The sequence below is a fragment of the Streptococcus sp. 339 genome (assembly GCF_013277285.1).
Taxonomy (GTDB): Bacteria; Bacillota; Bacilli; order Lactobacillales; family Streptococcaceae; genus Streptococcus; species Streptococcus pseudopneumoniae.
On the sequence record NZ_VMMR01000067.1, the window covers coordinates 1 to 12,026 of the forward strand.

Below are 12,026 nucleotides of genomic sequence, written 5' to 3' on the forward strand. Positions count from 1 at the left end.
AAGACATTCTCACATTCGAATTACATTCCATCCCTGATAGCGTAAAACAAACTAGTCAGGGTGACTAGTTTGTGGTATAATGAAAGGGACTCAAAAAGAAACAGGAGAAAAATGATGGATTTACTTTTAGCAATTGTATTGATTGTGCTAGCTTTTTTAGGAGGAGCTATTGGAGGAATGTACTTGGTTCGTAAGCAAATCGAAAAGGAATTCGCTGACAACCCACGTTTGAATGCTGAAGCAGTTCGTACTCTTTTGAGTGCAAATGGTCAAAAACCAAGCGAAGCCAAGGTACAACAAGTTTACCACCAAATCATTCGCCAACAAAAGGCAGCCCTTGCTAACAATAAAAAGAAAAAATAGATAAGGAAAAGTCTGGGATGAAAGTTCCAGACTTCTCACTATGTTGGCTAAGGGTTTAGGGATGAGACTTTTTCCTTGCATTCTATTGATATTTGATTATGATTAAGAGAGATAGTTATTGATTAGGCTGTCATTATTCAGTTCATAAGGAACGGTAATCATAATGAACTATCAATCAGAAAAAAGACTAGAAAGAAGACTGTATGGATAATCGCCCAATTGGTTTTTTGGATTCGGGTGTCGGGGGCTTGACCGTTGTGCGCGAGCTCATGCGCCAGCTTCCCCATGAAGAAATCGTCTATATTGGAGATTCGGCACGGGCTCCCTATGGTCCCCGTCCTGCTGAGCAAATTCGTGAATATACTTGGCAGTTGGTCAACTTTCTTTTGACCAAGGATGTCAAAATGATTGTCATTGCTTGTAATACTGCGACTGCGGTCGTCTGGGAAGAAATCAAGGCTCAACTAGATATTCCTGTCCTAGGTGTTATTTTGCCAGGAGCTTCGGCAGCTATCAAGTCCAGTCAAGGTGGGAAAATAGGTGTGATTGGAACGCCCATGACGGTACAATCAGATATCTATCGTCAGAAAATTCATGATCTGGCTCCAGACTTACAGGTGGAGAGTTTGGCCTGTCCCAAGTTTGCCCCCTTGGTCGAGTCTGGCGCCCTGTCAACCAGTGTTACCAAGAAAGTGGTCTATGAAACCCTGCGTCCCTTGGTTGGAAAGGTGGATAGCCTGATTTTGGGTTGTACCCATTATCCATTGCTCAGACCTATTATTCAAAATGTCATGGGACCAAAGGTTCAGCTCATCGATAGTGGAGCAGAGTGCGTACGGGACATCTCAGTCTTACTTAATTATTTTGAAATCAATCGTGGTCGCGATGCTGGACCACTTAATCACCGTTTTTACACAACAGCCAGCAGCCAAAGTTTTGCACAAATTGGTGAAGAATGGCTGGAAAAAGAGATTCATGTGGAGCATGTAGAATTATGACAAATAAAATTTATGAATATAAGGATGAACAGGACTGGTATGTCGGGTCCTATGGTATTTTTGGTGGCGTCCGGACGTTGACGGATGATGACTTGGATTTTCCTCTATTGGAGTTTGCCCAAAGATTTCGAGATGAGGATCGAGGTTTTCCTGTTTCTGTTACTGTTTTACGCTATGGTTCTCTCTACCGTTTATTGTCTTTTGTGGTAGATATCCTCAACCAAGAAATGGGACGAAATGTAGAAGTCATTCAACGTCAGGGGGGGGTTCTCTTAGTTGAAAATGGGCAACTCCTGCATGTAGAATTGCCTAAAGAAGGTGTTGATGTAGAAGCATTCTTTGAGACAAACAAGGTCAGAGAAACCTTATTGATTGCGACTCGTAACGAAGGCAAGACCAAAGAGTTCCGAGCTATCTTTGATAAGTTAGGCTACGATGTGGAAAATCTTAATGACTATCCTGACCTGCCTGAAGTAGCTGAAACAGGCATGACCTTCGAAGAAAATGCCCGTCTCAAGGCAGAAACCATTTCTCAATTAACGGGCAAGATGGTTTTGGCAGATGATTCTGGTCTCAAAGTCGATGTCCTTGGTGGCTTACCAGGCGTCTGGTCAGCTCGTTTCGCAGGTGTGGGAGCAACTGACCGTGAAAATAATGCCAAACTCTTGCACGAATTGGCCATGGTCTTTGAACTCAAGGACCGCTCGGCTCAGTTCCACACAACCCTAGTCGTGGCCAGTCCCAACAAGGAAAGCTTGGTTGTTGAAGCAGACTGGTCAGGTTATATTAACTTTGAACCTAAGGGTGAAAATGGCTTTGGCTATGATCCCCTCTTCCTTGTAGGAGAAACAGGTGAGTCATCAGCTGAATTAACCCTGGAAGAAAAAAATAGTCAATCTCACCGTGCCTTAGCCGTTAAGAAACTTTTGGAGGTATTTCCATCATGGCAAAGCAAACCATCATTGTAATGAGCGATTCCCATGGCGATAGCTTGATTGTGGAAGAAGTCCGTGATCGCTATGTGGGCAAAGTCGATGCCGTTTTTCATAACGGCGATTCTGAACTACGTCCGGATTCTCCACTTTGGGAGGGCATCCGCGTTGTTAAAGGGAACATGGACTTCTACGCCGGCTACCCAGAACGTCTGGTGACTGAGCTTGGTTCGACCAAGATTATCCAAACTCATGGTCACTTGTTTGACATCAATTTCAACTTTCAAAAGTTGGACTACTGGGCTCAGGAGGAAGAGGCCGCTATCTGCCTCTATGGTCACTTGCATGTGCCAAGTGCTTGGTTGGAAGGCAAGATCCTCTTTCTAAATCCAGGTTCTATCAGTCAACCACGAGGTACCATCAGAGAATGTCTCTATGCTCGTGTGGAGATTGATGATAGTTACTTCAAAGTGGACTTTTTGACACGAGATCACGAGGTGTATCCAGGTTTGTCCAAGGAGTTTAGCCGATGATTGCCAAGGAGTTTGAGACTTTCTTGTTGGGGCAGGAGGAAACTTTTTTGACCCCTGCTAAAAATCTAGCTGTGTTGATTGATACCCACAATGCGGATCATGCGACCCTCTTGCTCAGTCAGATGACCTATACCCGTGTTCCTGTTGTGACAGATGAAAAACAGTTTGTTGGGACGATTGGGCTCAGAGATATTATGGCTTATCAGATGGAGCATGACTTGAGCCAAGAAATCATGGCGGATACGGATATCGTTCATATGACCCAAACGGACGTAGCGGTTGTTTCGCCTGATTTCACCATTACGGAGGTCTTGCACAAGCTGGTAGATGAGTCCTTCTTGCCGGTTGTGGATGCGTCTGGTATTTTCCAAGGGATTATCACGCGCAAGTCTATCCTCAAAGCAGTCAATGCCCTCTTGCATGACTTTAGTAAGGAATATGAGATTCGATGCAAATGAGAGATAGGATTTCAGCCTTTTTAGAAGAAAAGCAGGGCTTATCTGCCAATTCCAAGCAGTCCTATAAGTATGATTTGGAGCAATTTTTAGACATAGTAGGCGAGCGGGTTTCTGATACTAGTCTCAAGATTTACCAAGCCCAGCTAGCCAATCTAAAAATCAGCGCTCAGAAGCGAAAGATTTCGGCCTGTAATCAATTTCTCTACTTTCTCTATCAAAAAGGAGAAGTGGACAGCTTTTACCGTTTGGAATTAGCTAAACAAGCTGAAAAGAAGACCGAGAAGTCAGAACTGTTAGACCTAGACTCTTTTTGGCAGGAAAGCGACTATCCAGAGGGCCGCTTACTGGCTCTCCTAATCTTGGAAATAGGGCTCTTGCCCAGTGAGATTTTAGCTCTAAAGGTTGCGGATATCAATCTGGATTTTCAGGTGTTGCGAATCAAGAAGGATTCCCAACAGAGGATTGTCACCATTCCCACAACCTTGCTTTCAGAGTTGGAACCCTTGATGGGCCAGACCTATCTTTTTGAAAGGGCAGGGAAAGCCTATTCTCGTCAGTGGGCCTTTCGTCAGCTAGAAGCTTTTGTCAAGGAGAAAGGTTTTCCAGCACTATCAGCCCAAGCCTTGCGGGAACAGTTCATTCTACGACAAATTGAAAACAAGGTCGATTTGTACGAAATTGCAAAAAAATTAGGATTAAAAACAGTCCTGACCTTAGAAAAGTATAGATAATGGATATTAAATTAAAGGATTTTGAAGGGCCCCTGGACTTGCTCTTGCACCTGGTTTCTAAGTATCAGATGGATATCTACGATGTGCCCATTACGGAAGTCATTGAACAGTATCTAGCCTATGTCTCAACTCTGCAGGCCATGCGTCTGGAAGTGACGGGCGAGTACATGGTCATGGCCAGCCAGCTCATGCTGATTAAGAGTCGTAAACTCCTTCCAAAGGTAGCGGAAGTGACAGATTTGGAAGATGACCTAGAGCAGGATCTTCTCTCTCAAATCGAAGAATACCGCAAGTTCAAGCTTTTGGGGGAGCACTTGGAAGCCAAGCACCAAGAACGGGCCCAGCACTATTCCAAAGCGCCGACAGAGTTGATTTACGAAGATGCGGAGCTTGTGCATGACAAGACGACCATTGACCTCTTTTTGGCTTTTTCAAATATCCTAGCCAAGAAAAAAGAGGAGTTTGCACAAAATCACACGACTATCTTGCGGGATGAGTATAAGATTGAGGACATGATGATTATTGTGAAAGAATCCTTGATTGGACGAGATCAATTGCGCTTGCAGGATTTGTTCAAGGAAGCCCAGAATGTCCAAGAGGTCATCACCCTCTTTTTGGCAACCCTAGAGTTAATCAAAACCCAGGAGCTGATCCTCGTGCAAGAGGAGAGTTTCGGAGATATCTATCTCATGGAAAAGAAGGAAGAAAGTCAAGTGCCTCAAAGCTAGACTTGATAGAGAGGAAAGATGAGTACTTTAGCAAAAATAGAAGCGCTCTTGTTTGTAGCGGGTGAAGATGGGATTCGGGTCCGCCAGTTAGCTGAACTCCTCTCTCTGCCACCGACAGGCATCCAGCAGAGTTTAGGAAAATTAGCCCAGAAGTATGAAAAGGACCCAGATTCCAGTTTGGCTTTGATTGAGACAAGTGGTGCTTATAGATTGGTGACCAAGCCTCAATTTGCAGAGATTTTGAAGGAATACTCTAAGGCGCCTATCAACCAGAGCTTGTCTCGGGCTGCCCTTGAGACCTTGTCCATTATTGCCTACAAACAGCCGATTACGCGGATAGAAATTGATGCCATCCGTGGGGTTAACTCGAGTGGAGCCTTGGCAAAGTTGCAAGCTTTTGACCTGATAAAGGAAGACGGGAAAAAGGAAGTATTGGGGCGCCCCAACCTCTATGTGACTACGGATTATTTCCTAGATTACATGGGGATAAACCATTTAGAAGAATTACCAGTGATTGATGAGCTTGAGATTCAAGCCCAAGAAAGCCAATTATTTGGTGAAAGGATAGAAGAAGATGAGAATCAATAAGTATATTGCCCACGCAGGTGTGGCCAGTAGGAGAAAAGCAGAAGAGCTGATCAAGCAAGGTTTGGTGACGGTTAACGGCCAAGTGGTGCGTGAACTAGCAACCACTATCAAGTCAGGCGACAAGGTCGAAGTTGAAGGTCAACCTATCTACAACGAAGAAAAGGTCTATTATCTGCTTAACAAACCACGCGGTGTGATTTCCAGTGTAACAGATGACAAGGGTCGCAAGACGGTTGTCGACCTCTTGCCCAATGTCAAAGAGCGCATTTACCCTGTGGGTCGTTTGGACTGGGATACATCAGGTGTCTTGATTTTGACCAATGATGGGGACTTTACAGACGAGATGATTCACCCTCGTAATGAGATTGACAAGGTTTATGTCGCGCGTGTTAAAGGTGTGGCCAATAAGGACAATCTCCGCCCCTTGACCCGTGGTCTTGAGATTGATGGTAAGAAAACCAAGCCAGCTGTTTATGAAATTCTCAAAGTGGACCCAGTCAAAAATCGCTCTGTGGTGCAGTTGACCATCCATGAAGGGCGTAACCATCAGGTTAAAAAGATGTTTGAAGCTGTTGGTCTCCAAGTAGACAAGTTGTCTCGGACTCGTTTCGGACACCTAGACTTGACAGGACTCCGTCCAGGAGAATCCCGTCGTCTTAACAAAAAAGAAATCAGCCAACTACACACCATGGCTGTAAGCAAGAAATAATGAAACGAATTTTAATAGCGCCTGTGCGCTTTTACCAACGTTTTATCTCGCCAGCCTTTCCACCCTCTTGTCGCTTTGAGCCGACTTGTTCCAACTACATGATTCAGGCTATTGAAAAACATGGCTTCAAGGGTGTCTTGATGGGCTTGACTCGGATTTTACGTTGTCATCACTGGTCGAAAACAGGTAAGGACCCCGTCCCAGATCACTTTTCCCTTAAACGGAATCAAGAAGAAAAATAAGAGGCTGGGCAAACAGATTTCAAAATGATAAAAACGCATCCTATCAGGTTTTCATGAACTACTTGATAGGATGTGTTTTATCATGTCAAAATTTTACTTAAATTGAGTTTAAATCAGCTTATTTCAAGGCTTTTTGTGTGTCTTCAATCATGAGTTTTGTTGATTCAAGACCGCCTCCACTTAGATACCAGAGGTCTGGTGTTAGTTGGATAATCTTACCATTTTTAGCGGCAGGTGTTTCAGCGATAAGGGCATTTTCTAGGACACCGTCGTTGCTAGAGTTATCCCCACCGATGGCAAGGGTACGGTTGATGACAAAGAGAATGTCAGGGTTGATTTCTTTGACACTTTCAAAGCTGACTTCTTGTCCGTGGCGAGAATCTTCAAATTGAGTATCAGTTGGCTTGAATTTCAAGGTTTGATACAAGAAAGAAAAACGAGATTGAGCACCAAAGGCTGCCATTTTTCCTTCATTAAGGAGGATGGCAAGGGCTTTTTTGTCAGAGCTTTCATTTTTAGTAGCGACTTCTTGAATGCTCTTGTCTAGCTTGACTAATTCTTCCTTGGATTTCTGTGCACCAGTTTCGCCGAAGGCGCTTGCTAAGGATTCGATATTAACCTTGGTAGAAGTCCAGTAGTCGTCCTTGCTTGCTTGGAAGAGAACTGTTGGGGCGATTTCTTTGAATTTGTCTACGAATTTTTGTGTACGTAGGGAAGCAATAATCAAATCAGGCTCAAGGGCGGCGATAGCTTCTAAATCAGGTTCTCTCATAGAACCAACATTTTTAACTTTTCCAGCTAGGTCTTTGAGATAGGTTGGTACTGTTTTTGTAGGCATTCCAACGATATTTTTTTCAAATCCTAGAGCACGAATAGTATCCGCAGCGCCGAGGTCAAAGGTCACAATCTTTTCAGGAACTTTGGAAAGTTTGACTTCGTCTAGTGAACTTTTAATGGTTATCTCTGTTGGAGCAGAGTTGCTTGTTTCCGACTGACTAGTGCTTGAGTTTGTATTTGTACTGCATGCACCAAGTAGAAGCAAGAAGCTGGCCGCTAGGGCAGTGAGATAAAGTTTAAGGGATGTTTTCATAATTTCTCCTTTTTAAAATGTGATAACGATTTAGGGAGTCTCTAGGTTTTATTGACTAAGAGACTGAAAGTTCTCTAACTTGAGCTTCTATGTTACTAGCTATAGATACAAATCTTTTTGCCATTGATATCAGCTAGCGTGATAGGAATCTCATATAGTTGACTGAGCAGGTCAGCCTGCATGATTTGATCGGTTCTTCCCTTGCTAAAGACTTGACCGTCCTTGAAGGCGACAATTTCATCCGCATACTGGCTGGCCATGTTGATATCGTGGAGAACGATGATAATGGTCTTTCCGAGTTCCTCCACCAGTCGCTTGAGAATCTGCATCATGTTGACGCTTTGCTTGATATCGAGATTGTTGAGTGGTTCGTCCAGCAAGATAAAGTTTGTATCCTGGGCCAGTACCATAGCGATAAAGACCCGCTGGAGCTGGCCTCCAGACAGGCTATCTATGTAGCGGTCTTTTAAGTTGGTCAGTTCCAGATAGTCCAGAGTTTCTCGGATTTTTCCCCAATCTTCTGGTCTCAGTCGACCTCGGCTGTAGGGAAAACGTCCAAAACTGACCAGTTCTTCAACAGTCAATTTGGCTTGGTAATTGATTTTCTGCTTTAGGATGGTGAGTTCTTGAGCCAGTTCTTGCGAATTCCAGCTCTCGATTTCACGGCCTTTGATACTGAGAATTCCCTGATCTTTCTTGGTCAGTCTGCTCATGATGGAGAGGAGAGTCGATTTTCCAGCACCGTTTGGACCAATGAAGGCTGTCAGTTTCTGAGGACTGACTTCAAGGGAAATACCTTGCAGAATATCCTGTTTTTGAATGGATTTGTCAATGTTTTCCAGTTTCACCGACGAGCCCTCCTGTAAAGTAAGATAAAGAATAAAAAGCCACCCACACTCTCGATGATCATACTGATGCGAATTTCCAGAGCAAATACTCGTTCAATTAGGGCTTGTCCCAAAGTCAAACTGATAAATCCGATCAGAATGGCCACGATAAAGAGTAACTTGTGCCGATAGTCATTGACAATTAGGTAGGTGAGGTTGGCTAGCATAAAACCGAAGAAGGCCATGGGCCCTACCAAGGCAGTGGCCGTTGAGGTCAAAAGTACGATGCCCCAGAGGAGCTCTTTCTGTTCTTTTTCAACATCGAGTCCCAATATCTGAGCTGTTTCTCTTTGTAGGTGCAAGACATCCAGAATGACTGCTTTTCGAAAGAAAAAGATTGTCAAAGCAAGGATAATCAGAGAACCAATGGCTAGGATGGAAGTGTTGAGATGTTGAAAGGAGGCAAAGAGACTATTCTGCAGTTTATCGTATTCGTTTGGATCCATCAGGACCTGAAGGAAGGTACTGATATTTCGAAAGAGACTTCCGAGGGCTAGACAGATCAACAGAATGAAGACAAGGTCTTGCTTCATCAGTGTCTTCAAGTAGCCTTGCAAGGCGAGAAAGAAGAGGGATTGAAGTAGAAGTAAGACTAGGAATTCTAAAATGGGAGACTTCCCGAGTTGAAGAAACTTACTTTCAAAAACCAGTAGTAGGGTTTGTAGTAGGACGTAGAAGGATTCGATTCCTAAAATACTAGGCGTCAGGAATCGATTTTCCGTCAGGGTTTGAAAACTAATGGTCGAAATCCCAGTCGCGATGGCTACCAAGAGATAAACGATGATCTTTTGGGAACGCAACTTCCAAGTAAAGGCTGACAAGTGAGTGATGGGCCAAAAGTAGAGAAGACAAGCTCCGATGGCAAGAATAATGAGAAGGCAGAAGAGCTTGGTATGTTTGCTTTTAGTCTGCATCTTTTCGTCCCCCTCTCCAGAGAAGTAGGATAAAGACGAGGCTACCAATGATTCCTAGCAAGAGACTGACAGACAACTCATAGGGTCTGATCAGAACTCGGGATAGGATATCGCAAGCCAGAACTAGATTGGCACCAACCAGTGCGACCATGAGTTTGGTTTGACTCAGATTATCTCCATAACGCTTGCGAATAAGATTGGGAACAATAACTCCAAGAAATGGTAAGGCACCCACGGTAATCATGGTGACGCTTGTCGTTAATGCAATCAGAAAGAGAGCTAGTTTTTCAAGTAGGGAGTAAGAAATCCCCAAACTTTCACTGGTTTCTTTTCCTAGATTCATGATGGTAAAAGTTTGGGATAATTTCCAAACGGCTATCAGGATAATGAGGCCTAAGAAGAGCCACTCATACTGATGGGTCTGAATCATGGAGAAGGATCCTTGGGTCCAAGCAGTCATACTCTGAACCAGATTGAAACGATAGGCGATAACTTCTGTGACTGAGTCGATAATCCCACTATAGATGATTCCAATCAGAGGCAACATCCACCTTTCCTTTACAGTAAAAATGGTCATAAAGGCTAGGAAGAAGAGGGTAAATATGATGGATGAAACAAAAGCGAAGAGCATCTTTTGGGTTAGACTCGCAGACGGAAAGATAAAGAGGCTCAATACCATTCCCAGTTTGGCGGCTTCAGTGGTTCCAACTGTACTCGGAGCAGCAAACTGATTTTGAGTGATGGTCTGCATGAGAAGGCCTGCCATACTCATACTAGAGGCCGCAAGGAGAATACTGATGGTTCTTGGAAGACGGGACTCCTGAAATAGTAGCCAGGTCTGCTGGTCGAAAGCAAAGAGTTTTCCCCATGAAAAATCACTGGTTCCAATGCTAATAGAGAGAAAGACTAGGAGCAGAAGTAAGCCAATTAAATAATGAGAAAGTTTCATACCCCGTCCTTTCATGTAGATTTGGTATCGAAAGATACCTGCGGATATTACTGTAACATGTTTTTTCTAATCTGTCAATAAAATTTCTGACAATTTAATGTAAAAAAGAAAGAAAAATTCCTGAAAGAATATCTGTCTCTCTTTTTTATAGGAAAACTGAGTAAGAAACTATCCACCTTCCCACTATCCTTCTCCTCTAAAAAGTGGTAAAATGGATGAAAGAAAGAAGGAACTGAAATGACAACATTATTTTCAAAAATCAAAGAAGTAACAGAACTTGCTGCTATCTCAGGTCATGAGGCGCCTGTCCGTGCTTATCTTCGTGAAAAATTGACACCGCATGTGGATGAAGTGGTGACAGATGGCTTGGGTGGTATTTTCGGAATTAAACATTCAGAAGCTGCAGATGCACCGCGTGTCTTGGTCGCTTCTCACATGGATGAAGTTGGTTTTATGGTCAGCGAAATCAAGCCAGATGGTACCTTCCGTGTGGTAGAAATCGGTGGTTGGAATCCTATGGTGGTTAGCAGCCAACGTTTCAAACTCTTGACTCGTGACGGTCGTGAAATCCCTGTAATCTCAGGCTCTGTCCCTCCGCATTTGACACGTGGAACAGGTGGACCAACCATGCCAGCTATTTCAGATATTATTTTTGATGGTGGTTTTGCGGACAAGGCTGAGGCAGAAAGTTTTGGCATCCGTCCTGGCGACACCATCGTACCAGATAGTTCTGCAATCTTGACAGCCAATGAAAAAAATATCATCTCAAAAGCTTGGGATAACCGCTACGGTGTTCTTATGGTAAGTGAGCTAGCAGAAGCCCTTTCAGGTCAAAAACTCGGAAATGAACTTTATCTTGGCTCTAATATCCAAGAAGAAGTTGGTCTCCGTGGTGCTCACACTTCCACAACCAAGTTTGACCCAGAAGTCTTCCTAGCAGTTGACTGTTCACCAGCAGGTGATGTCTACGGTGGTCAAGGCAAGATTGGAGATGGAACCTTGATTCGTTTCTACGATCCAGGTCACTTGCTTCTCCCGAGGATGAAGGATTTCCTTTTGACAACGGCTGAAGAAGCTGGTATCAAGTACCAATACTACTGTGGTAAAGGTGGAACTGACGCTGGCGCAGCTCATCTGAAAAATGGTGGTGTCCCATCTACAACAATCGGTGTTTGCGCTCGTTATATCCATTCTCACCAAACCCTCTATGCAATGGATGACTTCCTAGAAGCCCAAGCTTTCTTGCAAGCCTTGGTGAAGAAATTGGATCGTTCAACGGTTGATTTGATTAAAAATTATTAAACCATAAGGGAGGTGGTAGGGATGGTAGAACCAAACCTAGAAAGCCTTATAAAAGATCTTTACAATCATGCTCGACATGATTTGAGTGAGGATTTAGTTGCTGCTCTCCTAGAGACTGCTAAAAAACTGCCTACTACAAATGAGCAATTGCTGGCAGTTCGTCTCTCAGGTTTGGTCAATCATGAATTGCTCCTAAATCCCAAACATCCGGCACCTGAGTTGCTCAATTTGGCTCGTTTTATCAAGAGAGAAGAAACCAAGTACAGAGGAACCGCAGTTTCTGCGCTTATGTATGGGGAGATTTTTAAAATGCTTTGATTCCATTGTGGATCAAAGTATTTTTTGGTACGACGGGCATGTCGTGCATCTGAGGTGTAAGTCCTCGGTGGGCACCTGCTACCGGTGAACCCAATAGCGATTCCCAAGCCTGACTATCGTGAGGTAGCGGATTAAAACGGTCTGGAGATAGACCGTTTTAAGTCTGACACTGGAAATAAGAATCGTTAGAGGAAGGGATAGCGAAATCGTGGCTCTACGAACAGGAAGGTGATAGTAAGGCGTATATAGCGGATAAGGGGGCCTCAAACTCTAAAGTCCAAAAA

The 12,026-nt window shown here is 43.8% G+C and carries 16 protein-coding genes; 12 read left to right on the forward strand and 4 right to left on the reverse strand.

What is annotated here, in order from left to right; genetic code table 11:
* The first annotated feature begins 114 nt into the window (after positions 1-114).
* The 10 genes from HT736_RS08540 (at position 115) to yidD (ending at position 6,282) form a co-directional block, all read left to right on the forward strand.
* Complete coding sequence (locus tag HT736_RS08540; protein ID WP_000364983.1) at positions 115-363, forward strand: YneF family protein; 249 nt, start codon at positions 115-117, stop codon at positions 361-363.
* Between the two features lie 203 nt (positions 364-566).
* Complete coding sequence (gene racE / locus HT736_RS08545) at positions 567-1,361, forward strand: glutamate racemase (RefSeq protein ID WP_000370374.1); 795 nt, start codon at positions 567-569, stop codon at positions 1,359-1,361.
* Positions 1,358-2,329, forward strand: coding sequence for a nucleoside-triphosphate diphosphatase (locus tag HT736_RS08550; RefSeq protein WP_000182447.1), 972 nt, complete (start codon positions 1,358-1,360; stop codon positions 2,327-2,329). The genes racE and HT736_RS08550 overlap by 4 nt, the downstream gene beginning before the upstream one ends.
* Positions 2,305-2,826 carry a metallophosphoesterase gene (locus HT736_RS08555; RefSeq protein ID WP_001118962.1) on the forward strand — a complete coding sequence of 174 codons (522 nt, stop codon included), beginning with the start codon at positions 2,305-2,307 and terminating at the stop codon, positions 2,824-2,826. The genes HT736_RS08550 and HT736_RS08555 overlap by 25 nt, the downstream gene beginning before the upstream one ends.
* Complete coding sequence (gene cbpB / locus HT736_RS08560; protein WP_172930941.1) at positions 2,823-3,284, forward strand: cyclic-di-AMP-binding protein CbpB; 462 nt, start codon at positions 2,823-2,825, stop codon at positions 3,282-3,284. Before HT736_RS08555 ends, cbpB begins: the two co-directional genes overlap by 4 nt.
* Complete coding sequence (xerD, locus tag HT736_RS08565; protein ID WP_279586237.1) at positions 3,281-4,015, forward strand: site-specific tyrosine recombinase XerD; 735 nt, start codon at positions 3,281-3,283, stop codon at positions 4,013-4,015. The genes cbpB and xerD overlap by 4 nt, the downstream gene beginning before the upstream one ends.
* On the forward strand, positions 4,015-4,743 hold the full coding sequence (locus tag HT736_RS08570) for a segregation/condensation protein A (RefSeq protein ID WP_000351897.1): 729 nt from the start codon (positions 4,015-4,017) through the stop codon (positions 4,741-4,743). Before xerD ends, HT736_RS08570 begins: the two co-directional genes overlap by 1 nt.
* An 18-nt stretch (positions 4,744-4,761) precedes the next feature.
* Positions 4,762-5,331 carry an SMC-Scp complex subunit ScpB gene (gene scpB, locus HT736_RS08575; RefSeq protein WP_000105310.1) on the forward strand — a complete coding sequence of 190 codons (570 nt, stop codon included), beginning with the start codon at positions 4,762-4,764 and terminating at the stop codon, positions 5,329-5,331.
* Positions 5,318-6,040: a pseudouridine synthase gene (locus HT736_RS08580; RefSeq protein ID WP_001222227.1), complete on the forward strand. Its 723-nt coding sequence runs from the start codon at positions 5,318-5,320 to the stop codon at positions 6,038-6,040. The genes scpB and HT736_RS08580 overlap by 14 nt, the downstream gene beginning before the upstream one ends.
* Positions 6,040-6,282 (forward strand): membrane protein insertion efficiency factor YidD, encoded by a 243-nt coding sequence (yidD, locus tag HT736_RS08585; protein WP_000821633.1) that lies wholly within the window; start codon positions 6,040-6,042, stop codon positions 6,280-6,282. The genes HT736_RS08580 and yidD overlap by 1 nt, the downstream gene beginning before the upstream one ends.
* Before the next feature lie 118 nt (positions 6,283-6,400).
* On the opposite strand, the gene HT736_RS08590 is transcribed toward yidD, so the two are convergent.
* The 4 genes from HT736_RS08590 to HT736_RS08605 all read right to left on the reverse strand — a co-directional run bounded on the left by HT736_RS08590 (position 6,401) and on the right by HT736_RS08605 (position 10,122).
* Positions 6,401-7,372, reverse strand: coding sequence for a siderophore ABC transporter substrate-binding protein (locus HT736_RS08590; RefSeq protein WP_000858273.1), 972 nt, complete (start codon positions 7,370-7,372; stop codon positions 6,401-6,403).
* Positions 7,373-7,467: 95 nt separating this feature from the next.
* A complete protein-coding gene (locus tag HT736_RS08595) occupies positions 7,468-8,220 on the reverse strand; it encodes an ATP-binding cassette domain-containing protein (protein ID WP_000764297.1) in 753 nt (250 codons plus the stop codon).
* Positions 8,217-9,173: an iron chelate uptake ABC transporter family permease subunit gene (locus HT736_RS08600; RefSeq protein ID WP_172930942.1), complete on the reverse strand. Its 957-nt coding sequence runs from the start codon at positions 9,171-9,173 to the stop codon at positions 8,217-8,219. Before HT736_RS08600 ends, HT736_RS08595 begins: the two co-directional genes overlap by 4 nt.
* On the reverse strand, positions 9,163-10,122 hold the full coding sequence (locus tag HT736_RS08605; protein ID WP_000777228.1) for an ABC transporter permease: 960 nt from the start codon (positions 10,120-10,122) through the stop codon (positions 9,163-9,165). The genes HT736_RS08600 and HT736_RS08605 overlap by 11 nt, the downstream gene beginning before the upstream one ends.
* 237 nt (positions 10,123-10,359) lie before the next feature.
* Here HT736_RS08605 and pepA point away from each other — a divergent pair, with 237 nt between their 5' ends.
* Together pepA and HT736_RS08615 are read left to right on the forward strand one after the other, a co-directional pair.
* Positions 10,360-11,424 (forward strand): glutamyl aminopeptidase, encoded by a 1,065-nt coding sequence (pepA, locus tag HT736_RS08610; protein ID WP_172930943.1) that lies wholly within the window; start codon positions 10,360-10,362, stop codon positions 11,422-11,424.
* A gap of 21 nt (positions 11,425-11,445) precedes the next feature.
* Complete coding sequence (locus HT736_RS08615) at positions 11,446-11,742, forward strand: bacteriocin immunity protein (RefSeq protein WP_100104251.1); 297 nt, start codon at positions 11,446-11,448, stop codon at positions 11,740-11,742.
* Positions 11,743-12,026 lie beyond the last annotated feature (284 nt).